Origin of the sequence: Pseudomonas fluorescens (assembly GCF_902497895.1) — a bacterium.
Classification (GTDB): Bacteria; Pseudomonadota; Gammaproteobacteria; order Pseudomonadales; family Pseudomonadaceae; genus Aquipseudomonas; species Aquipseudomonas fluorescens_BP.
In genome coordinates, this window is the sequence record NZ_CABVHQ010000023.1 from 25,348 (window position 1) to 48,063 (window position 22,716).

At 51.7% G+C, this 22,716-nt stretch carries 14 protein-coding genes and 2 pseudogenes; 8 read left to right on the forward strand and 8 right to left on the reverse strand.

Annotated elements, in window-relative coordinates; genetic code table 11:
- Nucleotides 1-63 precede the first annotated feature (63 nt).
- On the reverse strand, nt 64-324 hold the full coding sequence (locus tag F8N21_RS13670) for a hypothetical protein (RefSeq protein WP_150642647.1): 261 nt from the start codon (nt 322-324) through the stop codon (nt 64-66).
- Nucleotides 325-391: 67 nt separating this feature from the next.
- Here F8N21_RS13670 and F8N21_RS13675 point away from each other — a divergent pair.
- From F8N21_RS13675 to F8N21_RS13685, 3 genes and pseudogenes are all read left to right on the forward strand, one after another.
- Nucleotides 392-725: pseudogene (locus F8N21_RS13675) on the forward strand (DUF4113 domain-containing protein); the annotation flags it as partial.
- A 23-nt stretch (nt 726-748) separates the two neighbouring features.
- A pseudogene (locus F8N21_RS13680) lies at nt 749-928 on the forward strand (DNA polymerase V subunit UmuC); the annotation flags it as partial.
- Nucleotides 929-1,086: 158 nt separating this feature from the next.
- Nucleotides 1,087-1,929 carry an HNH endonuclease signature motif containing protein gene (locus F8N21_RS13685; protein ID WP_150642648.1) on the forward strand — a complete coding sequence of 281 codons (843 nt, stop codon included), beginning with the start codon at nt 1,087-1,089 and terminating at the stop codon, nt 1,927-1,929.
- A 68-nt stretch (nt 1,930-1,997) separates the two neighbouring features.
- On the opposite strand, the gene F8N21_RS13690 is transcribed toward F8N21_RS13685, so the two are convergent.
- From F8N21_RS13690 to F8N21_RS13715, 7 genes are all read right to left on the reverse strand, one after another.
- Nucleotides 1,998-3,134, reverse strand: a complete 1,137-nt coding sequence (locus F8N21_RS13690; protein ID WP_150642649.1) for a hypothetical protein — start codon at nt 3,132-3,134, stop codon at nt 1,998-2,000.
- A gap of 233 nt (nt 3,135-3,367) precedes the next feature.
- Nucleotides 3,368-3,508 (reverse strand): hypothetical protein, encoded by a 141-nt coding sequence (locus tag F8N21_RS30465; protein WP_191624318.1) that lies wholly within the window; start codon nt 3,506-3,508, stop codon nt 3,368-3,370.
- Between the two features lie 119 nt (nt 3,509-3,627).
- On the reverse strand, nt 3,628-4,356 hold the full coding sequence (locus F8N21_RS13695) for a M48 family metallopeptidase (protein ID WP_150642650.1): 729 nt from the start codon (nt 4,354-4,356) through the stop codon (nt 3,628-3,630).
- Nucleotides 4,346-7,456: a type I restriction endonuclease subunit R gene (locus F8N21_RS13700; RefSeq protein WP_150642651.1), complete on the reverse strand. Its 3,111-nt coding sequence runs from the start codon at nt 7,454-7,456 to the stop codon at nt 4,346-4,348. Before F8N21_RS13700 ends, F8N21_RS13695 begins: the two co-directional genes overlap by 11 nt.
- Nucleotides 7,453-9,375 carry an AAA family ATPase gene (locus F8N21_RS13705; protein WP_150642652.1) on the reverse strand — a complete coding sequence of 641 codons (1,923 nt, stop codon included), beginning with the start codon at nt 9,373-9,375 and terminating at the stop codon, nt 7,453-7,455. Before F8N21_RS13705 ends, F8N21_RS13700 begins: the two co-directional genes overlap by 4 nt.
- A gap of 97 nt (nt 9,376-9,472) precedes the next feature.
- Nucleotides 9,473-10,729, reverse strand: a complete 1,257-nt coding sequence (locus tag F8N21_RS13710; RefSeq protein ID WP_150642653.1) for a restriction endonuclease subunit S — start codon at nt 10,727-10,729, stop codon at nt 9,473-9,475.
- Nucleotides 10,726-13,134 (reverse strand): type I restriction-modification system subunit M, encoded by a 2,409-nt coding sequence (locus F8N21_RS13715; RefSeq protein WP_150642654.1) that lies wholly within the window; start codon nt 13,132-13,134, stop codon nt 10,726-10,728. Before F8N21_RS13715 ends, F8N21_RS13710 begins: the two co-directional genes overlap by 4 nt.
- 480 nt (nt 13,135-13,614) lie before the next feature.
- Here F8N21_RS13715 and F8N21_RS13720 point away from each other — a divergent pair, with 480 nt between their 5' ends.
- The 5 genes from F8N21_RS13720 (at nt 13,615) to F8N21_RS13745 (ending at nt 22,693) form a co-directional block, all read left to right on the forward strand.
- On the forward strand, nt 13,615-14,088 hold the full coding sequence (locus F8N21_RS13720; RefSeq protein ID WP_150642655.1) for a hypothetical protein: 474 nt from the start codon (nt 13,615-13,617) through the stop codon (nt 14,086-14,088).
- 429 nt (nt 14,089-14,517) lie between these two features.
- Nucleotides 14,518-16,554, forward strand: a complete 2,037-nt coding sequence (gene zorA / locus F8N21_RS13730; RefSeq protein WP_150642657.1) for an anti-phage ZorAB system protein ZorA — start codon at nt 14,518-14,520, stop codon at nt 16,552-16,554.
- A gap of 3 nt (nt 16,555-16,557) precedes the next feature.
- Nucleotides 16,558-17,268 carry a flagellar motor protein MotB gene (locus F8N21_RS13735; RefSeq protein ID WP_150642658.1) on the forward strand — a complete coding sequence of 237 codons (711 nt, stop codon included), beginning with the start codon at nt 16,558-16,560 and terminating at the stop codon, nt 17,266-17,268.
- Nucleotides 17,265-18,920, forward strand: coding sequence for an EH signature domain-containing protein (locus tag F8N21_RS13740; RefSeq protein WP_191624319.1), 1,656 nt, complete (start codon nt 17,265-17,267; stop codon nt 18,918-18,920). Before F8N21_RS13735 ends, F8N21_RS13740 begins: the two co-directional genes overlap by 4 nt.
- An 11-nt stretch (nt 18,921-18,931) precedes the next feature.
- Entirely contained in the window at nt 18,932-22,693 is a 3,762-nt protein-coding gene (locus tag F8N21_RS13745) for an SNF2-related protein (RefSeq protein ID WP_150642660.1), read from the forward strand.
- Nucleotides 22,694-22,716 lie beyond the last annotated feature (23 nt).

Here is a 22,716-nt window from a genome sequence, read left to right on the forward strand (position 1 = left end):
GGTGGATGACATCGTCGTCACGAGTCTTATTCTCTGTAATTGCTTCAAGGTCGGCTTTCGGTATCAAAGCAGCATGGGTAGCGTCACAAAGAACGGCCCATGGAGCATTGCTCGACCATACGGCGGCGAAAAGTGCTCGTCCCCGTTCAGTATGATTTCGCGCGTTGTAGTTTGAATCGGCAGACTGAAGCAGGTGAGGTAGGCGGTGGTTGCTGGTGACAAATGCCGCACGCAGGCCTTGAAATTTTTGTTGTGGCGTCTTATGCCGCCGCCAAGCAGCATGTTCGTGACATGCTCCAAATTCAAGACGTTCTTCAGGGTCATTCAGGATGTCGTTCCAATTCAAATCTGTAAGCATGGTTCGTTTCCTTTAAATGTGCGTTGAAACGCCTATCCGAAAGATCACGTTCGTTTGATGATAAAAGCTGTGGTGGACGCCGTGGATCGGATCTATCGGGCTGGATTGAAGTAAAGCAAAGCCTAGGTGCTATTGCCTAACCTATACCAGAAAGGGGATTACACCGATGACCTTTTTTCGATCTCTCAGCCTGTTGCCACGGAGAGGGTCATGGCCCGTGTTGGACGCCATAAATGGTAGGTGGGGTAGAGGGGCGATGCGACTTGCGAGCGTGCCGACCAATCCAGATTGGGGGATGCGGAGGGAGATGATGAGTCAGAGCTTCACCATCCGCGTGGATCAGCTCTGGAATGTGTATTGCAACTGAGCCTTTTCCACCATCGCTCCGATAAGGAGGCCGTGGCCACCTACATGATGCAAGCGACCGAGGTGCTTCGTGCGCAGCAGTCGCTCTGCAAGAAGATCCACGCGAGCATCCGTACTGGCATGTTCAATCCTGAAGAGGCGAAATACACGAATGGCGTTCTGGTGGAAATGCCTTACTCAACGGATGACGTCCGCTTGCTGTCAGTACCGATGCAAAACCAGGGGGACGTCACGTTGTCTGTGACAACGTGGATCCTGCTTGAGTGCCCGAGTTGCTACGTAAAATCTGCCGAAATTTAGTTGCCTAGCAAAGCTGAAATCCTTAACTTAGATCGTTGATCTATCAAGGCGCGGAGTAACTGGTGAGCAAGCAACCAATCAAGATTTACGAGCCAGGGGACATGAGTATCTTCATTCCCGTTAGCAGCAGATCTCCCGGAAAAGAAGCACGAGCATTTCTTCCATTCAATGGAATGGAGGGAGCCTATACGCATGGTTTTAAAGCCGAACCAACGACGAGCAAATATTTAAATGCGCTTGCGGCCATTCAGCGTGGCTATCTGTCAGATGAAACGAAGACTTTCCTTACTCGTAAAGGGCCCGAAAATCAGCGCTGCGACAAATGGCGTCATGGTAACCAAACAGGTTCTCCACTGCTTGGCCCAACGTTGGGCTGGGTCGAAATCCCCTTCGAATTTTTGTCGACGGCAACCCACGAAGAACTCACTTCCGAGAGAGAACGCTCTGGAATAACCATAACATCCTCGGTGCGCAGCAACGCACATTCCGAAGGCGTGCTGTTTCGTCAGGTGGCTGCGGAAAGCAGAACATTCCAACTAGCGTTCAGAATCGGAGCATTGAAGCTATGGGGCCCGGCATGTGCTCTGAGTGGTGCTTCCTGTTTGCTGGAGGCCGCTCACATAAAAGGTGTTGCGACCTGCAAGTTGAGCGACCCCAAAGCAATAACTGACCCGTTCAACAGTATCATTCTGAATATTTCCTTTCATGCTTTGCTCGATGAGGGCCTGATTTCATTCACGGATGAAGGCAATCTGCTGATATCTGACGAACTTAGCAAAAAAGATTGCGATGTCTATGGCGTGAATACTCAACTGAAGGCCTCCTTCCATCCGAATGCGGTTAAGTACCTCCAGTATCATCGTCGTAATCTCTTTCGTGGCGCGACCTCTCATTTCCTTCGGTGAAACGACTAACGGCTGCGCGTGAGGTCAGCCGTTAACGCGGTCGAAAACTTGACTACTTCAGACCATCTCTAAATGCTGGCGGCCCACTTTTTAACTTCGCCCATCAGCCCAAGACTGCCCTTCATAGACCCGAAAACGAACGTTGAGTCTACCATAAAGCTCCTGATCGATTCCAAATAGTCTGAGCGCGAATGTTCCGCATAAATCAAATTAAAAGAATTGTAGATTGCAGGGGCGAAATTAATGATGTGTCTCTGCTCGGTTATATTTACTTGGCGGCAAAGATCAAGTGATCGTATTAGCTTGTCCTTTGTAACCAAGTTTGAAAATGTTTTAACGATTTCTAGCCAACTTTCAATCTCTAAAAAAGAACAAGTATTGAGGTCGCTATCAATTTTTAATTTTGGAGGGATTTTTGCAGATCTAACTTTGTTTCCGGCTAAGCTAATCATTCGAATTAAGAGTAAGTGATCTTGCAAGAGTTCGCTTGGGGACTCGATATTTACGCACACTTGCAGAATCATGCTGGTCAGGTGCGTGGTTCCAAATCGCTTTGGATGATTGCAGTATTCAAAGTATTCCTTAAATAAATCGCGCAATTTCTCTTCGTTTGCTGACGATTTCGCATCTTCAGAAGAGATAGGTGTTGGTGTGGATGAATTGGAATACTTTCCTAGTTCGTACAGCTGCATAACTTTATCAATTACAGCTAATCTTGTGATGACTGAGAATTCGATGCCGCGATGTTCGCGAATAATATTGGACTCTCGGATCAACGCTAATTGCGGGCCTTTTTCGACCGCTAATATGGTGCGATTTAGCGCACCTCTGTATTGCTTTTCAGATACTCCAGAATTTAGTGCGAATTCTTTTGCGGTATTGTTTCCTACGCTAGCAGCTTCTATTTCTTCAAGAAGAAAATCATAGGCTAGCTGTCTATCCTCGCCAATTGTGGCAATCACCGCATCAAGAACTACATTCTGCTGCTTTCCTGCAAAACGAAATGCTGGGGACTTAGACTGCTCAATGCGGTTTTTAATTAGTTTTCGTGTGGCTGTTGCTTCTGCGTTTCGTATTTTATGCTTGTGCGCTTTGTCAGTGTCAGCAATTTTTGCTGAATCTATATTATTTTTTAAGTCCTGTTCGTGCTGGAGGCGTAGTTCAAGTTTTCTTTTTGCTTTTTCTTTGGCCTTTTCTTTACTCATCAAGAACTGTTCCTAGCTTAGTGGCATGTAGAAGATTTTTTTTGGCTGCCTACCTAACGCGTACATCGTTAGGAATGCGTCTATATAAGAATTCCTTAGGGGTTTTTAGCCTGCCCCAAGCTCTACATTACAAACGTTTGGTCGCATTTGGTGGGCCTAAAAAGGCTGATAATTATTATTCCCTAATAAAGGAGGAGGTTTAAAGTTCCTTAGTGTGTTTGCTTGTTCCTATTCTACATTTCTTTTGTGGCTGTAATTGTTGGGTATTCGCTATTGTAAGCTTTCATTTCCGCCTCTCCAACAGTAGATCCAGTAAATAACTCACTGCAAATCCCTCCATTTTTATATCCTGAAATAAGATAAGTTTTGAACATGATATCTCCAGTATTAAGAACTGCGGTCGCCTTGCGAACGGATTGCGCGACTGATTTTTCCCTAGATTCAGGATGGATAGCTCATGGTAGTAGTTCAGGGGTGGAAAGGCAGGTTGATTTTAATGATCCCAGCATTCTTCAGCCAATAAAGACCTATTCAACTCATCGCGATGCACCTGCCACTGCGGCAAGTGCTGATCCATCAGGCCGCGAAAGCGGTCGTTGTGGTGGCGTTCGATTAGGTGCAGCAGTTCGTGGACGAGAATGTATTCCAGGCACTGGATCGGCTTTTTGGCCAGTTCCAAGTTGAGCCAGACGCGGCGGGCGGCAATGTTGCAGGTGCCCCACTTGGTTTTCATCTTCTTGATGCCCCAAGCGTTCGCCTTAACCCCCAAGATCGGCTGCCATTTATCTAGCAGCGTGGGGATTAGTTTTTTCAGCTCGGCGCGGTAGAAGGCTTGCAGCAATTCTTCACGCCGTTCCGTACTGGTCTCCGGGCGCACGAACAGATCCAGCGCAGCCTTGCCCCGCAACGCAACCCGCATCGGTGTGCTGCCTTCGACTACACGCAGACGATAACGCTGGCCCATAAAGTAATGGCTCTCGCCGCTGATCATGCGCCGCAGGGATTGTCGCGGCTGGGCTTGAAACTTGGCGCGCTGGCGTTTGATCCAGCCGAGTTTGCCAACCACCGCCAAGCGCACAGCGTCGTCGCTGACGGCCAATGGGGCGGCCACGCGCACCCGACCCAAGGGCGGATAAACACCCAGGTGCAGGTTTTTGATGTTCTTGCGCACCACCTCGACGCTTAGGCCGCTGACGGTGATGCTGTGGCTGTCAGTAGTCACGTTGGCTCGTTACCAGTTCCAGCAGCTTATCCAAGGCCTGATTAGCCGCGCCTGCGTGGTACTCGCCGGCAAGCTCTGCGGCCTCGTGGCCGGCAGCGTCAAGCACCTCTTTAATCGCCAGCCGCACCTTGCGCACCTTAAAGGCGTTGTTGCGCCAATCATCCTGACGGTTGGCCATTACTGCGTTATCGACCGCCAGTGCCAATCCAGCGTTTTTATCCAGGTTGTCGTACAGCGCCTGGCGTGCCCCGGTGTTCATGGTCGAAGGATAGCTATTGGTGCTGCTGGGGTTCTTGGCCTGCTTGGCCAGCTCAACAACCTCCTGCAAATACTCCTGATAGCTGATGGCGTCTTCTTTGCGCTTGGCGATCAAGGCATCCAGCAAGGACGACATGGTCTCGTAATACTTCGGGTTGATCGGCGACTCATCGATGATCAGCTTGCGCACGTTGTTTTCGATGGTCTCTGCCACAGCCTCCTGGCTGCTGCGGATACCCTTGGGCAACGCTTCTACTGCATTAACGCCACGCTCCACGATCAGTTGAATCAGCGACATGTCATCGAATGCCGAGATTTTTTCGCTCTCTTCGGCACGGATGTAGGTATCGATCAAAAAACGCATATCCGGCTCATAAGCCTTGAGGTCGATGTAGTCGCCGCTGGCAACCTTCACCTCGTCACGCACCTTGTTGTAATGATCGACTTCGTCTTTGATCTCGGCAATTTGCTTGGCGCTGTAGCCTGCCTCTTCCAACTCGTTAGCCACGCTGGCAAAGCAGCGGATCAAGGCAGAGGTCATCTTGTACAGGTTTAGCCGGCGCGGCTCGTTAGCCTTGAGCTGTTCGGCATTGCCCGATTCAGTCCCGCAAAAATAGCGCAGATAAGCCGGCGTATCTCTTGGCCGATCAACCAGCTCGCACAGCGCCTTGATTGTCTCACGCGCATCCTCAAGGTCATCGCGGGCGTTACTAAGTCGGTCTTCCAGCAGGCCAGCGACATCGGCTTTATCAAAGCCATCCAGTGCTCCGCTGGTGTAGTCGCCGATAGAGTTTTCAAGCTGCTTGAACAGATCTTTGTAATCGATGATGTAACCGTATTGTTTATCTTCACCGTCCAGGCGGTTGACCCGACAGATGGCCTGAAACAGGCCGTGGTCGCGCATTTGCTTGTCGATATACAGGTAGGTGGCTGAAGGCGCGTCAAAGCCGGTCAGCAGCTTATCGACCACAATCAGCAGCTTCATCTGCCCCGGCTCTTTGACGAACTTCTGCTTAACCTCTTTCTCGAACACTTCTGGATCTTTGCCGTTCAACATCTGGTTGTAGATATTGTATTTGCGCAGCTTCTCGGTCAATCCTTCGCCGGTAGCCTCGCCTTTAATATCAGCGGGCGATGGCTTGTAGCTGGTGACGATGGCGCAGGTGTCGGCCATGCCGGCCTTGGCGAATAACTCGTAGCACTTGCAGGCCTCGAAGATGCTGCTAGTGACCAGCATCGCGTTACCTCGCCCATTCGCTAAGCGATCACGGGTGGCCAGGTCGAGCATGATGTCGGCGACGATTTTCTCCAGCCGCGACTGGCTCGACAGCACTTTTTGCAGGGTGCCCCAACGCTGCTTCAGCTGTGCCTTGGCCAAGTCATTCAGACCCTTGGTTTTGGCCTCAAACCACTGATCGATTTTTTTCTGCGAGGTGATGTTCTGGTCAATGTCGCGGGCTTCGTAGCGTAAATCGAGCACCACGCCATCCTTAACGGCCTCATCAAACTTGTAGGTGTGGATATAACCACCAAACACCTCGATGCTCTTTTGCTTGTCCGCCTTGAGCAGCGGCGTGCCGGTGAAACCGACAAACAGCGCATTGGGCAGAATCGCCTTCATCGCCTTGTGCAGTTCGCCAGACTGGGTGCGGTGGCACTCATCGACGAACACATAAATATCACCCTTAGCTCGAAAATCAGCAGGCAGGTTCTTACGCAACTCCTCAAGGAAACCTTTGATATCCGGGTTCTCTGATTCGTCTTCTTCGCGGCTGCCAAATTTATGCACCAACGAACACAACAGCCAGGGCACCGGCTGGTTCAGTTTGGCGATCAGGTCAGCGCCGCTCTGGCTACGATAAATCTGCTCATTGACGCCCGTAAAGACCTTCTCGATCTGCTCATCTAGCTCGGTGCGGTCGGTGATGATCAGTACCCGAGAGTCCTGGACGTTTTCACGAATCCACTTGGCTAGCCAGACCATGGTCAGTGACTTACCACTGCCTTGCGTGTGCCAGATGATCCCGCCCTCACGGCGGCGCAGGTGATCCTGCGCTGCACGCACACCGAAATACTGATTCTGCCGGCAGAGCTTTTTCACCCCGCTGTCGTACACCACATAGTCGTGCACCAACTCCAGCAAACGGCGTTTGCTGCACACCTGCTGCAGGTGACGATCCAGAAGGTTCTCGACCGGACTGTCTTCCTTCCACGCCAGGAAGTACTTCTCCCCAGTCTGGATAGTGCCGTAGCGCATGCCCTGCGTATCGTTGCCCGCCATCACCAACTGCATGGTGGAGAAGAACGGCTGGATGAATTCAGGCTTCTGGTTATCAAGGTTCTGGCGAATGCCCTGATTGACTGCCGTTCGGGAACGTTTCAACTCCAGCACCGCTAAGGCGATACCGTTAATGTACAGCACGATATCTGGACGTTTGGTGTTGGCCTTGGCGTCTGCGCCCTTAACCGTTACTTCCTCGGCCAGTGCGAAGTGGTTGTTCTCGGCGTTTTTCCAGTCGACTAACCACACCGTTTGGGTGTTCTCGCCCACCTCGGGCTTGACGCGTACCCCGTAGCGCAGCAGTTCATACACCGCCTTATTGCGGTCATACAGACTTTTGCTGGCATCAGCGGCCACCTTGGTCAGCTCGAACAAGGCGCGGGTAATCAGCGTGGCGTCTACGCCCTCCTTGGTCAGCCAGCTGCGCAGTAGCTCTTGCTCGATGTTGGCGTTGCCGGCGCGATCTGCCCAGTCACCCAGGTACTCGTAGTCGAGGGTGTGCTGGAACAGCGCAACCACTCGGTCTTGGGTCTTACGTTCGATCTGGCCGACCGAGTTCATGCGAGCCACCCGTGAATCTCACTAATCCACCCTGGAGTTTTATGATTCACGGTTAATGCCGAAATATATTGTTCAGAAAAAATATATTTATTATTTCCCGAATCAAAAAAACGTTCAATTGCCTGCCGTTCGCTAGTGCGAAGATCTAGCGCAAAATACGAATTCTCATCTTCGACTACACCTGCGTTATTTAAAAATGAAAGATAATCGAAATCATTAATAAATTCTTTGAGTGTTTGAAAAAATAGCGGGCCATTTAATACATCTTCTATCTCGGTTTTTGGAGAAACAGGATTAGAGTTGATGTTGACAAGCTTTGCCTCTTTGCTTTTTGGATCGTTTACGATGCGCTTACAAATCAAGTTGGAATGATTTTTTGTCTCGTACACTACCAGTTCAGGGTCAGTGTCAGATATGAGTATTATTTTTCCTGTGATTTCATCTTTGAAGTCCTCATAAGACACGAGGAGATGCTGATAAAGCCTCTTTATCTCTCTAGCCCCGCCAACGGGAACGATTCGCAGCCTTTTCCTCGCAATGGATTCGCCAAAGTAAGCGCTGAGATATATCTTCTCTGAGCTACCCTCGCAAATAATCCAATTAAATGGATTGTCGCCAATGGCGCTAGTAATTATAGATTGAACGAAATCATTTATGCTCTTTAATCTTATGTCGTATGGTAAGACTCCGCGACTACCACTCGAAAGCTGCTTCACTTGCTCGCGATGACTAGATAGATTTATAAGATCAACAAAATGTTCGTTTTCGTGCTTTGTAATTATAGCGGCACTACCTGACTCTATTGTTGGGAAAAACCCGTACCAATGAGTAGAGAAAAGGAGCTGTCTACAGGATTTGCTTATGTCATAGATCGCATCAAATTGATCAAAGCAAGCCGACATATGTAAAGACGACTCAGGTTCATCAATGGCAAGTATCAGATTATCTCCGCTTGTTCGATGGTTTTTTATTAGGCTATGAGCAACATCGATGATCGCTTTCTGCTTTTCTCCGGAGCTGAGAGCGTTAATCTCTAGCCAGCCATCTCCTTGCCGCTTATGCAATTTTCTTATTTTAAAAAAGGCCTGGATGATTAGGTTGTATACATCTTGTTTCTTAAGGTTCTGCTGCCTGTCAGTAGGTGTTCTATAAGAATAATCTACAAGCTCAGTTGATAACGCATCAATAAATTCATTTAAGCTTCTATTTATATCTTGAACTAACCTTCCTGTAACGCGAGCCTCTAGAATCTCATTCAGGGTTTCGCCCATTAAAACTTGAATTTCAGCCGCCTCAAGCTTGGTAAAGACTTCTGAATCTATCTCTTTCGGTATGTAGATATAATCTATCGTGCTTTTAATTTCTTGTAGTAGTGGAGTGAAGACTGCCATCTCAGCCTCGTCAAGCGAGGTTAGTGATGCCTCTACGGCATCCCCTAGATGAATCTCTACAAGTTTCCGGCAATTGAATATAGATAATGTAGTGTTTCCCGCATGATCAATCCCTATGGGAATCAAATAGCTATCGCTCATGCCTAGATTTTTAGACAGTACTTCTCTGTGAGTAATGAATTTTTTTATGTGCGATCTATGAGCTGGGTTTACGTCCTGTTCTGATATGTTTTCGGCAAGAAAACTTAGCTTTTTAGCAAGTATTTCAAGCTCGCCGCTGAGTTCTTTCTTTTTAACCATAAATATTGGTAGTATACATGGCTTGGTTTCAGTGATGCCGCTCCTTTTTACCGCCACATTAAGAGCTAAGGCTTTTTCATTGAAAAATGCATCAAGCGCTTCAAGAATGGAGCTTTTGCCAATACCATTATCGCCAACAAGCCCGCAAAAGTTTCCCTCATCAGTCAAAGGTATATAATTTATACCTCTATACGTTTTGATGTATCTTAAAAAAACACCAACTATCATGTCGAGTCCCTTCAGGTTTTAACTTGAGCCAAGTAGCAAGTTATTGTTCGCCATTAGAAGCGGTACTAATTGAGCAGCGAACAAAATAGTTATTTCGCTATATCAATCTTATCCTTCCGGTTAGCAATTCCTGCATCATGCCCTGTTTTATTTGGCGGGCTTTGTCGCGACGGGTATCGAGGGTAGCTAGTTCACTGTCCATGTCGGAGAGGATGGTGCCGATTGCAGTTTGTTCTTGAACTGGAGGAATTTTTATGGAAATTCGTCCAAGCGCACCGCGAGATATACGCTTATGAGTGGTTCCACCGCTTCGATCACTAACTGCTCGAAACCATTCAGGAGTTGAAAACAGATTCGAAAGAAAGACTCGATCAGCAGTATCCATCGCTGGTCGGAAAATTGTGACGTCAACGGCAGTCACAATTTTTTCTTCACCGATGTCCGGCAGTACGCAAGCCCTGCCTGCGGGGTCAGCTAACCGACATAAAAGCAAATCCCCACGTCGTAGCTCTTTACATCGTAGTGACGTGAAAGAGTTTTCATAAATGTACCTTCTGACATCTTTCTCAACGAATTTACCAATCCCAATGTTCCCAGTCTGTATCAAGCGGACACCCTGATTTGTGATGTGCTCTGACTCAATCCAATCGCCGTCATCAAAAAGTTCTTTTTTTCTCTCGGCTATCTCGAATAACGTCTTTATCTCCCACTCCCCACTAAACCCCGGCAGGCGTTGTTGGCCGGTGAGGAGTTGTTGCATGGTGGCTTGTTTGATGTCGAGCTTTTTGACGATCAGTTTATCTAGGCCGCTGATCAGGGCGTCCATATCGGACAAGGCAGCGGCGATGGCGCGCTGCTCATCAATACTGGGTACTGGCAGAAATGTTGAGTCTAAGTCAGATTTTTTTACATGGACAAATGAAGACTTAAAACCATGCGCTTTCTTAGCTATATCCTCCTCAATGCGTGAAAACACAATATAGGCGAATTCGGCAGTCAGTTTTTTTCGATCGGGAATTACTTTGAATATATGTTGATTTAAAACGCCTTCAGGCCCCGACCAAGTTCTTGCGCCAAACGACGAGCCAAGCGTGCCTGACCATGCAAATAAAAGATCACCCTCTACTACTCGATTCCGTTCGTTAATTAAGCCGGGAAAGTAGTTGAAGCTCGCGTCGGCATCATTAAGATTTTGAATGCGTATGATTGGCAGCCCAAAATTTGACCACTCCGAAGGTTTAAACACGCAGCCATTTATTAACTTCATTGTCTCGGAAATTGTGGCGACATCCCAATCCTCCGGAATCACCCCCACTTCAGTCAGCTTGTACTCTGGCCTCATTTTCGCATTCATAACGCAAAGCCCATCTTGGCTAGATGCGCACTCACCTTGGATGCCAGCGCCTCGACTTCGATGGTCAATTTCGGCAAAGGCGTGGCATAGCGCTCGGCCAGTTGGCGAATGCGCGAGGTCAAGGCTTGGGAGACGCGATCCAGTTCGGTCTGTACATCCACGGCCAAGGTCGCCAGCCATTTGTCTTCAATCACCAAGCCTTTGATATCTGCTTCGCTGAGTTGGGTATATTGCTTGGCGACTTCTACATCGAGGGCCTTTTGCGCATCTTTGACCTTTTTACCTGCAGCGGATTCTTGTTCCAGTACGGCGAGGTAGTGCTCAAGGGCAGCGCGTTCATCGGCGGCAGCCAGGTCGTTCTTGATCGCCTTGATGCGGTCTTTCACGCTTTTGGCGCTGAGTTTGCCTTTGTCGGTTTTACCCTCGGCTAACAGGCCGTCTTCGCCGCCTTGCTCTTCGTCCAGCTCTTCTAACTGGCGGCTAAAGGTGTCGCGGGCAGCTTCCAGCTGTTCGATTGCTGCGGCGTCAGTTGCGAAGTAGCGCTTGATCAGCAGCTCTGGCGGCAGCAAATCGGTGTTCGGTTGGCCTTGGTTGGCACCATCAACAATCAGCGCCTGCCAGCCGTCACTGACCAGCTGATAGAGATCGTCCTGCATGGCTGTAGCCCAGTAATCGAGCAGGTGCTGGTACACGTCGTAAGCATCCAGCAACGGGGCTTGGGCGAAGCTGGCGAGCAGGTCTTCGGCCAGGCTGTCGATCAAAGCCTTGGGTTTGTCGCCAATTGCGATGGCGTGCAGATTCGGACGATTGCGAGTTTTCCAGCCTTCGAACAGCTCGGTGATGGTCTGGTTGAAAGTGGTGAATTCTGGGTGGCCAAAGATGGTCGGCTTGATCTCGCCAATAGCCACTTGCAGCTGGCTGTAGCCGGCCCGTGCCGGGGCAAACAAGCTAGTGCGCACCGCTGGGATAACCTGCCAATAGGCGGCCAAAGCGTCGATGTCGCAGTTGGGGATGCCGCCTTGCAGGTGGGCGGCAATGTCTTGCAGGTCTTCGGCAGCGCTGGCGTCGATATAGCGCGGGATGTTGAGGTTGTAGTCGTTGGCAGCAATCTCGGCCAGCGGCACTAGGCGAGCGTATTTAGCCACTTCGTGCTGCTGGGTGAAGGTGTCGACAATCTTGTGAATGTCTTGCTCGCGCAGGCGGTTTTTGTTCCCGTCTTTAATAAAACCTTTACTGGCATCCAGCATAAAGATGCCTTTGCGGCTGTGGGCTTGCTCTTTATTCAGCACGATGATGCAGGCCGGGATGCCGGTGCCGTAAAACAGGTTGGCCGGTAGGCCGATGATGCCCTTGATAAAGCCCTGCTGGAGGATGCGCTGGCGAATAGTGCCCTCGGCACCACCACGGAACAGCACACCGTGGGGCAGAATCACCGCGCCTTTACCGGCGTGTTTAAGCGAGGTGAGGATGTGCAGCAAGAAGGCGTAATCCCCATTTTTCTCCGGAGGGATGCCAAAGCCGAAGCGCTCAAACTCATCCTCTGCCGGGTTGAAGCCGTTGCTCCAAGCCTTGGTCGAAAACGGCGGGTTGGCGACGACAAAGTCAAAACGCTTGAGGTTGCCTTTGAACGGGCCATGGGCCTCGGTGAAGTAAGGAGCAGAGAGGCTGTTGTCCTTCCAGATGGTGGCTGTCTCGCAGCTGTGCAAGATCATGTTCATCTTGGCCAAGGCGCTGGTGGCGTTGTCCATTTCCTGGCCGTAGATGCTCAGGTCGAGATTGGTGGCGTGCTTGGCTTCGTCGTGGGCTTTCAGCAACAGCGAGCCAGAGCCGCAGGCCGGGTCATAAATGGTCTGGGTGCTGTCGGTGGCGGCATTAATACCGATGACCTTGGCCATGATCCGTGAGACTTCTGCCGGGGTGTAGAACTGGCCCTTACTTTTGCCCGACTCTGTGGCGAAGTGGCGCATCAGGTATTCGTAAGCATCGCCGAGGATGTCGTCCCCCTGAGCGCGGTTGTCTTTGAAGTTGAGGCCGGGGGAATCGAAAATGCTGACCAGGTTGGACAGCCGATCCACCATCTCTTTGCCTTTGCCAAGCTTCTCGGCATCGTTGAAGTCGGCCACATCAATCACGCCGGTCAGGCCGTTGGCCTCGGCAAGGGTGCGAATGATGATGTTGAGCTTGTCGCCAATCTCCTTGTCGCCTTTGAGCGCGACCATGTCGGCAAAACCACCGCCGACCGGCACTTCAAGCATGGCGTTTTTGCCGGCGTACTTGTCGGATACGTACTTCACGAACAACAGCACTAGGACGTAATCCTTGTACTGCGAAGCATCCATACCGCCACGCAACTCGTCGCAGGATTTCCACAGGGACGAATAGAGTTCAGATTTTTTGATGGCCATGAGGTGCGTTACTGCCTGAGCAAATGGGTAGGAATGAGGTGACCATACGACTAGGTATTGCACCTGATCGGTTGCGCGAACGGCCTGCAAAGGCTGTGTGTCGATTGATGCGAAATATGCACTATTGACTTGGAAACCTGAGAGTTGACTACAACTTTGGCTCGTTGGTGCGTGCGGCATAGAGCAAGAAGCTGCTTTGCGTGCTTCATGCAGAACCCCGGGAAACCCATGAGTGCGTCGCTGTGGTGACCTAGGTAGCCAATGCCCCAGTTGATACTGCTGCTCCATGCTGCCTTCCGCGCGCTCGGTGATATCTTGCATTGTCGTGATGTGGGAGATCTGGCGCAACCATCATAAGGTGTCCGCTTGCCCCTTCAAGAGTTGAGAGCAGAGCTTTTACCCTCGCTACTATAATCGTAGGATTTGAGGTCAGCCGGGATCCTGTCCACACTGCTGGCCTTCTGTCAGATGGAGGTCACGATGCCCCATACAGCCCAGCAGAAATCCAAAGCTCGACGAGGCCGCCCGAGGCTCGAAACGCAACGAACCCACTATCAAATCAAGCTTTCGGGGTGGGATTTTACGTGGTCGCTCAGCCTAGCCCTGGCCAATAATTTGAGGGCTAACGAAGGTCATTATCATGAACATCTGATCCTGACGTTGAGGGGCGAAGTGCTCTACCCGGAGAGCTTCAAATACCCAGAGGTAGAGTGCCAGCTCTACGCAGATCCTCGATTGATGCAGGACATGGCCCTCCCAAAAGGAATAGGGTCTATGACCGCGAGCGGGACACGGTTGGTTGCGTATATAGCAGTGCCCCGCGAGCGGATGGATACCTTGGCCGGTGTGGCCGACCGACTTCTTTCCCTAGAGTTGAATGCTACCCCTCTGCATTACCGCCGTGCGCTGGTTATGTCGATTCATTTGGGTACAGAGCCAGAGCCTGATTGGTGATCCCATGCTGGCTTAACTGGATGCCCTCTAGATAGGAGGCAAGCTTCCGGGATTTAGCCCCTGTGTCGGTCGATTGTGGCGCGCGAACTCTTCAGTCCTCAACGGCCTCAGCTTTGTTTAGATCTTTCTCTTTCAGTCGCCACAGGCAGAAAACGGCCCAAAGAAGCTCTTCAGATGTGTCTACAAAACCAGAGGCGATTCAAAGAGCTATACATTTGTAAAGCAAACGGCCATGTTTGAGGGAAAGGGGGGCTCTGTCAGTTTCAGAGTATTCCCACGCTTTAAGCACCTGCTCGAAGAGGCGGCGGCCCGTGAGCGGCTGCCTCTTGCAAACACGCTTGAAATATTGCCCTTTGTGTATTGCAAGGAGCATGGGACGGAGGCTCCTACCGAGCCTAAGGTCGAAAGCCATCATGGAGAGAAGTCCTAGTGAACATCCAAGCGCTGATTGGATCCGCGCCAACATTTTTGCTCATTGTGGCCTCCATCCTGGTCATTCTTGTCGTCGCATTCATCCTCTTTTTTCTGGTTCCTGGGGTGCTGCATTGGTTTCGATTATTACGAATACAGCGGCGTATAGCGAAGTTTTCATCTCAAAACAGCGCTGCCGAGTTCAAGAAGGTGTTCGCGGGGGATAAGCGGTTATCCCATCTGTGGAAGGAATATCAGGACTCCCTTCATTTCCAACACGAAGACCGCGACGGTCAGGCCGTTGTCTCTGCAGTGAGAGCTACTGTGCCGGCGGAGCTCTTCTTCAACAGTCAGTTCGTTGTAGATAGCCGCCTGCGATCTGAGTTCTTTAAACACCTGCCGGGGTTATTCACTGGTATCGGAATTATTGGAACATTCTCTGGTTTGATCGAAGGGCTACGGCAGTTCCAAGTGAGCGAGAACGCAGCGACGGTTCGCTCCAGCCTTGAGACGCTGATGCATCTTGTTGGCGAGGCGTTCCTGATCTCCGCTGCAGCAATTACTGCGGCCATGCTGGTGACGTTGCTTGAGAAGCTCCTCCTTGCATCTCTGTACCGCCGCACTGAAGAAATCTCGCATGACATCGATGCCCGTTTCGACTCTGGTGCGGGGGAAGAATACCTTTCCAGACTGGTCAAAGCGTCGGAAGACTCTGCCAGCCAATCCAAAATTCTAAAAGATGCTTTGGTCACGGAATTGGGCGAGTTACTGCGAGAGCTTACCAACGCTCAGATCGCGTCGTCGAAGGAGCAACAAACACTACTGGTTGACCGACTCACGGAAGCGTCACGGCGGGACAACGAGGCTCTGGGCGCTACCATTGTAGAAGGCATTCAACAGAGTTTGAGAGGCCCGCTGCAGGATATTGCCGAGACCGTGAAATCCGCCAGCGGAGATCAGAGCGCAACGGCGGCACGGATGCTACAAGATGTGATGACGAGCTTCAGCCAACGCCTGAACGACCTGTTCGGTGGACAGATCTCAGGACTGAGCGACTTAAACCAGCAAACGGCTCGAAGCATTCAGGATGCGGTCGTTACGCTGAAGTCACTAGTTGAAAACATTGAGGAGTCCAGTCGCCGATCAACGGACTCTATGGCAGATCGTATGGCGCAAGCCATCGAGAAGATGGAGGTTCGGCAGGACGCGATGAATGAACAGTCTGCCGAATTCGTCGAGCAAATCCGCCAATTGGTCTCTACCTCTCAGTCCGAAACCAGCCAGAAACTTCAGACCACTTTAGAAACCATAGGCACACAAGTTGCCGGTATGCTCGCAACGCTGAGCGAAACTCAAGAGCATGTGTTCGAAGGCAATCGGGCTCGCGAGCAATCCATGGCCGAACGTGCACAAAGTGCCGTTGATGGGATGTCGGCGTCGGTCGAGGTCGCCATCAAGGAGATGAGCGTGGCATCGACCCATATGGCGCAGAATGTGGCCGCTCTGACTCAGGCGACTAGTAGCTCCATCGGCAAGATGGAAACCAGTGCTGAGCTACTTGGCGCTGCCTCGAAGGATTTTGCATTAGCGGGTGAACGTGTCGCCGGTGTCATGGAACATGCCGCTGACGTTTCCGTGAAGCTGTCGGAAACCTCGAACTCCCTCAACGCCGGTGCTTCGACGATGCAAGAACTGCTGCGCGACTACCGGGCGCAGCGTGAAGCGGTGGTATCGATGCTCACCGAACTACGCGCCACGGTCGAAGTCGCTCGTAAGGAAGCGACATTAACCGCCGACATTCTCAATCGCATCGAGGGGTCTGCGAACCGGCTGGCTTTAGCCCAGAAGCAGGCGGATGAATATCTCGATGGAGTCAGTCGTGTGCTCGGTGATGCTCACGCATCGTTCTCTACGGAGGTCAAACGCACGCTGGACAAGGCGAACCACGAGTTCCACACCAAACTCTCTGCTGCGGTGGGCATGTTGTCGGGAACGCTTGTAGAGCTTGAGTTGACTCTCGCATCAATGGACAGTCTGACATCGGTTAGGAGGTAAGCGATGCTCGGTGCCAAGATTGTCATTAAACGCGGGGGGAAAGACGAGGCAGAGAAACCATTTTGGATTTCGTTTGCCGATCTGATGACTGCGCTCATGGTTTTGTTCCTCGTCGTGATGGGGGTGGCGTTACTGGCCGTCACCAAAAACGTCACCGAGCGCGAGAAACAGGAAGAATTGCATCGCCAGGATATCGAACTCATCCTGGAGCGTTTCACCGAAGCGGCCAAACGCTATGACGGAATAAAGATCGACAAGGAGCGGCGGGTAATCGACTTCGGTGACCGGGCTCGCTTCGCATTCGGTAAGTCCAACTTGTCAGTGGATCAGGAAAGCGTCTTGCGTCAGTTCGTTCCTGAGATCCTGACCCTTGCAAATGACGAGCTCGGAAAGCGTGTGCTCAAGCGAGTAGTGGTGGAAGGATATACCGATAAGAAGGGCTCATACCTTAGCAACCTCAATCTGAGCCTACAGCGTAGCCAGCGCGTGCTCTGCACGATGTTCACAAATTCAGGCCCCAACTTACTGAGTAATACACAGAAGCTGGATGTACGCAGTCTGTTTCTTGTTGGCGGCTATTCATACAATGCAGGCAAGGACAGTGACGAAGAGAGCCGCCGTGTTGAGATGCGCATCGAGTTTCTAGGTATTGGCGAACAACGTGCCGGTGCTGGTGCTGCTTCCGAAAACTTCGGGGAATGTGCATTGCGATGAGCAAGCTCGATCATCTGGTAGCGCTATTGCAGGTTGGCACCCAAGAAGGTGCCAAGCCGATGCTGGCCTTCTCTGGAATGGATGATGTCCTAGAGGAGATGGCTTCCCGTGCGAAGTCGAAAACTACAAGGTCGGTCTCGGAGGATCATCAGCTCGAAGCAGTGCGTCGCTTCTGGGACAGTAAGGAAGTGCCTTCTTTCCGGGACGCCTATTTGCTCTCATGGGGGTTATGTCTGCCACACCATCCGATGGAGCCGTGTGTACTCGAAGATCGCCCTCGATTCCACCAGTTTCTAGATAGCTTGGATAGCTGTAATTTCAAGCCTCCAGCGTACCGCCGCTGCTACCAGGGACTGGTTAAGAGCTACTTCACCTACGACGCTCTGTCAGACTCGGTTCCACCCGCTGGACGCAATAACTGGAAAATTCTTCGCGATTACCTGCGTGACCGAAATAACTTGATTCGCGATGCTCAGATCAACCCTGAGTGGGTCGAAACGGCAATTGGAAATCGACAGCTATTTGGCGAAAGCCCTTGCGAGCCCTACGTTGAAGCACTGTTGAGGGGCGATGCTGGTTCGATAGACCACCTATGCGAACAACTCGGAATCGGCAAAGCTTCTTGGTTTCTTCGAGAGCTTGTACTCGCACAGGTGCGTGGGGCGACTCAGCTTGGTCACGAGCAGTTCAAGGAGCTTATGCCGCGCCTTCTGGAATTGTTGGCCAAAAATGTGGTGCTACGCGATAGAGGTATCGCCTTGATCCTGGATCGCTATGTGAATGTTCCGGGAGCGCAACTGCATCAGGGTCTTCGGGAGGCTTCGGTTCAGTGGTGGGGCAATCCATGGCTGCCTTCGAACGAGACACGCTGGGGTGCTGTCGTTCCCGCAGCGCGAACGATGGTCGCCAATTGGCTCAAGCTTGAATTCATCGAGGCGTTCTTCACGAAACTTGCCGAGGATGGACTTGGGGATCGCCGGCGCATGGAGTTCTGGAAGCGCTACGTCAATGCAATGCAGCATATCGAGTTTGCACTAGGTTCGACTGCTAGGAGTTCACGTGAGAGGGACTTCGTTATGCTACGCGACAAAATGAAGGGGCTCATCTGCGATCTGGATGCATCGGGTGCGAACAACGCTTTCATCATGAGAATGGGCAATCTGGTCGTAGTCGAATTCAGTGGTATGGGGAACGCACTGTATGGCTACGACGCTAGCAAATCATTGCCGTTTGATTCAACAAAAACTCTTCGCCTAGCAATTAACGCCCCGAATTCCCTAAAGCATAAGTCGCCCCGCAGAGTATTGTGGTTTCAGCATCAAGACGGAATACGTGGTTGGGCAAAATGGGAGCAAATGTTTGAGGCAACGATGAAGCAAGAGTTCGGCATAAAACCTGAGGCTGATGTCTCGGATACCCCGCCAATTGCTCATTCCAGCCGTTCCAACTCGACTGCCCATAGTCGTGAGGCACAGCTGTACAGCCGCACAGTGCTAGATAGGTTCGTAAAAGAGCACGGTTTTCATATTGAGGACAAAACTCTTCAAGGCGGCTGCCTTTGGGTGCGGGCTGATGTGGATGACTTACATGTCTCTGGGGTTCTGACTCATTGGGGGTTCCGTTACAAGGCCGGAAAGGGTTGGTGGAAGTAAGGAGGGATCGAATGCTCAAGATCTTCAGGAAGTCGAAAGAATCCAGTAACGCCGCATACTGGAGCAGGCGTTGGTCACCCGCTGGGATAGTGCTTACTCGTGTCGAGGGGCAAGGCAGTATTCGGGTCGAAAGCTCGCTGCTGAACGGCTTCCTGACTCAGCTTGCCGATGACGGATTAGTGCTAGATACAGCGGATGGCTTCCTGCTCGGATGGGACGCGTTTTATACAGCGACCGGTCGACCCGAGTATGCGGCGTTGTCTGAACTGCTCATGCTGCCTCCGCGCACTGCGGCCAGGCAATTGCTTCGAAGCAACCAGTCGTTGACTGATCGGGACTTCTCGGTGGTGGTCGCCGGTTGGCAATCCGTCGATGGGAGGGCATCTCAATGGGAAACGACCGGCCCGTTGATGTCGCGTGACGAGTTGGTCGAAATGATGAGCTCGGAGCAGTGGCAACTCTTCAAGGAAGTGATTAGCTTCGCAAGGCGCTCTGAAGATGAGCGGGACGATCTATCCCACCGCCAAGCCTGGAGCCGGATTCGGTCTTTGGCGTTGGCCGCCAATGCGCGTCTAGATGATTTCCTATATCGCTCAGTTGTCCTGGCGCCGGAGAAGCTGGAGATCGGTCTGCGGCATTCTGATGCGGTGGCCGATGATCGAGTGGTCGAGATAGAACCCGGCTTTTCTGGTGCGCCACCCGGCTGGTTGGAGGCGTTCGACCGCAGCCGCGATGTGCGGGATCGCTACGACATCGTTACCCCAGACGGCATCGTACAGGTGCTTGTGACCCCCAAAGTGCGTACTGTCCTCCAGGAGATCAAGCGCCTGCCTGGTCGGCGAGTCGCAGGCTCCCGTGCCCAGGCTTTTTTACTCAATCCCTACGCCACCTTGGGTGACGATGCGGTTGATGTCATCGTCGAGTCCCAATTCGAGCAGGCGCGGGAGGCGGCGGGACTCGACTACGAGCGGTTCGTGCCAACCTTCGAGCGGGACACTTCGGGATATCCGCTTCGTACCGGACTGCTTGTCGAAACCGCCAGTCTAAGTGGCCCCACCTCATCTGAAACCCATTGGCTGGATGATGATACGTTGTCTTCGTTCATACACATTGCGGATCGTGCATTCAGCCTGGGCTACCAACTGATCAGCTGGAATGGTTATGAACTGGAGATACAGGGCGATACACCGCGTCATATCGAAGAACTGAAAATCGCCTTACAGCAAAGGCGGGCACCACCCATCCTTGTTTCCTATGCTCAAGTTCACGACCTCAGTGGCTACTCATCACGCATCGAAGCCATTGGCGTTGAGAAACCGTACTACTCGCCCTATATCGCCAAGAAAAAAGATGATGAGGGCTGGTTTCCAGAAAACGTCATACCCGTTGTGGTCTATCTACCGAATGGTGCCACCGAACCGTTTGCGGTTCCCATCGATAGGAAGGCCATCGAAAGGTTGGAGGAAGCTGTCAAGAAAGCTAGGACAGCAGGTGAGGAAACTGTTCACCCATCGTGGCTACCTACAGCAATCCCACTTGAGGAGGCGGAGCGGATCACCGATACCTTCAAGGAGGTCTTCAAGGAGCTTGATGGGGGTACATTCGATCCAGGAAAAAATCGTCGTCCCTCCAGGAGTTCTGATCAGGTCGCCCACAAGCAACTTATCTTGAGGGCAAATATTCAGTCGCTCGATTACGAGGAATTGCGCCGCGAAGCGCTTGAAGCTGTCCCTGCGCAACCCCAGTTGCCTAAAGCCATCCGTGCCAAGTTCTCTCTGCTTCCTCATCAGCGAGCAGGGCTGGCATGGATGCAGCACTTGTATGACTTGCAGGCCGAGTACCAGGTGCGCGGCGCGGTGTTGGCTGACGATATGGGGCTTGGCAAGACCTTCCAGCTCTTGGCCTTGATGGCTTATCTCATCGAACGCGATCCAGGTATCGAACCGATGCTGGTGGTAGCACCCGTCTCGTTGCTGGAGAACTGGGAGGAAGAAGCAGAGAAGTTCTTTGAGCCTGGCACCTTTTCTGTCCTGATGGCTTATGGTGACTCACTCACGCCGTTACGCGTACCGCGCGCTCAAGTTGATCAGCGACTGCAATCTGAAGACGGGCTGGTTAAGTTTCTGACGCCGAACTGGGTAGGCCACGCCAAGATTGTGTTGACAACCTATGAGACGCTTCGTGACCTTGAATTTTCATTTGCCTCGCAGAAATGGTCACTCATGGTGTGCGACGAGGCCCAACGCATCAAAAATCCTGCTGCAATGGTCACTCGAGCAGCGAAGAAACAGCAGGTTGGATTCAAGATCGCTTGCACAGGAACGCCGGTGGAAAACACGCTGGCTGACATATGGTGCTTGTTCGATTATGTCCAGCCAGGCCTGCTCGGTGCGCTGAATGACTTTGGTCAGCGGTATCGCAAGCCTATTGAAGCGAAGACCGACGAAGAAAATGCGCGTGTTGATGAACTGCGCGCCCGTATTGCGCCGCAAATACTGCGCCGGCTAAAGGTTGACGTGGCTAAGGATTTGCCTAGGAAGATCATCGTCGAAGAATGTCGCAGTCTTCGGCTCTCGGACATGCAACGTAACCTCTATACCAAGGCGGTGGAGAGCTTTAAGGGACGTGCCGATGCTAAATCTCCATCGCCGTTTAAGAATCACTTGGGCCTGCTGCACTACCTCCGTCTGATCTGTACGGATCCGCGACAACATGGTCTGAATGTCTTTAAACCGGAGCCCACCCACGAGTACCGCCGCAAGGCTCCGAAGCTCGACTGGCTTCTGACTCAGTTGCTGGACATCAAGACCAAAGGCGAGAAGGCCATCGTATTCTGCGAATTCCGAGAGATCCAGCGACTACTTCAGCACTATATTGAAACGGAATTTGGCTACAAACCTGACATTATCAATGGTGATACCAGCGCATCGACGAGGCACGCCGATAGTCGCCAAAAGCGCATCAAGGCGTTCCAGGAGTCAGGTGGGTTCGGCGTGCTGATTCTCTCTCCAGTGGCGGTTGGCTTCGGAGTGAACATCCAGGCCGCGAACCATGTCGTGCACTACACCCGTACTTGGAATCCCGCAAAGGAAGATCAGGCGACAGATCGGGCTTATCGAATCGGCCAGAAGAAAGATGTCTATGTGTATTACCCCGTTGTACGGGCGGATGACTTCACGACCTTCGATGTCAAACTAGATCAGTTGCTTGCCTACAAGCGCGGATTGGCAGAGGACATGCTCAATGGCGCCGGTGATGTCAGCCCAGGCGACTTCAACTTAGCGGATGTAGTGCCGAACGCCGATCAAGAGGGTATCGACGAGCGTGTCGATCTCGACATGGCGCTGCGTATGGGGTGGCAGCATTTCGAATGTCTAGCCGGTGTGCTGTGGGCTAAGCGCGGTTACTCGTGCTACCGAACTCCAGGTAGCAACGACAACGGCGTGGATATGGTGGCCCTAAGGGAAGGGAAGGGCCAGTTGGTGCAGGCAAAAACCAGCGGCACGGACGGTGCCATGTTGAGCTGGGAGGCCGTTAAAGACGTGGTGACAGGTGAGGCCTTCTATAAGCGTCGCCACCCCAACGTGGTTTTTGAAAAGGTTTGCTTCACGAATCAGTTCTTTAATCGTCAGGCTCATGAACATGCCGGGTTGAATTCGGTAGAGCTGCTAGATCAGAACAGCCTCAAAGAACTATTAGAAAGTTATCCCGTCACGATGCTAGAAGTGGAGAAGATGCTGTATTCCGAGTGGCGGCAAACTGATCCTGTATAGCGCCAGGAATTGAAGCAGGTGAC

What these genes read in the sequence shown, in the direction of transcription:
- F8N21_RS13690 (WP_150642649.1), bottom strand. Translation starts at nt 3,134, where the DNA reads ATGAGTAAAGAAAAGGCCAAAGAAAAAGCAAAAAGAAAACTTGAACTA.
- F8N21_RS13735 (WP_150642658.1), top strand. Translation starts at nt 16,558, where the DNA reads ATGCTCGGTGCCAAGATTGTCATTAAACGCGGGGGGAAAGACGAGGCA.
- F8N21_RS13720 (WP_150642655.1), top strand. Translation starts at nt 13,615, where the DNA reads ATGCCCCATACAGCCCAGCAGAAATCCAAAGCTCGACGAGGCCGCCCG.
- F8N21_RS13745 (WP_150642660.1), top strand. Translation starts at nt 18,932, where the DNA reads ATGCTCAAGATCTTCAGGAAGTCGAAAGAATCCAGTAACGCCGCATAC.
- F8N21_RS30465 (WP_191624318.1), bottom strand. Translation starts at nt 3,508, where the DNA reads ATGTTCAAAACTTATCTTATTTCAGGATATAAAAATGGAGGGATTTGC.
- F8N21_RS13700 (WP_150642651.1), bottom strand. Translation starts at nt 7,456, where the DNA reads ATGAACTCGGTCGGCCAGATCGAACGTAAGACCCAAGACCGAGTGGTT.
- F8N21_RS13705 (WP_150642652.1), bottom strand. Translation starts at nt 9,375, where the DNA reads ATGATAGTTGGTGTTTTTTTAAGATACATCAAAACGTATAGAGGTATA.
- F8N21_RS13710 (WP_150642653.1), bottom strand. Translation starts at nt 10,729, where the DNA reads ATGAATGCGAAAATGAGGCCAGAGTACAAGCTGACTGAAGTGGGGGTG.
- F8N21_RS13715 (WP_150642654.1), bottom strand. Translation starts at nt 13,134, where the DNA reads ATGGCCATCAAAAAATCTGAACTCTATTCGTCCCTGTGGAAATCCTGC.
- F8N21_RS13670 (WP_150642647.1), bottom strand. Translation starts at nt 324, where the DNA reads ATGACCCTGAAGAACGTCTTGAATTTGGAGCATGTCACGAACATGCTG.
- F8N21_RS13740 (WP_191624319.1), top strand. Translation starts at nt 17,265, where the DNA reads ATGAGCAAGCTCGATCATCTGGTAGCGCTATTGCAGGTTGGCACCCAA.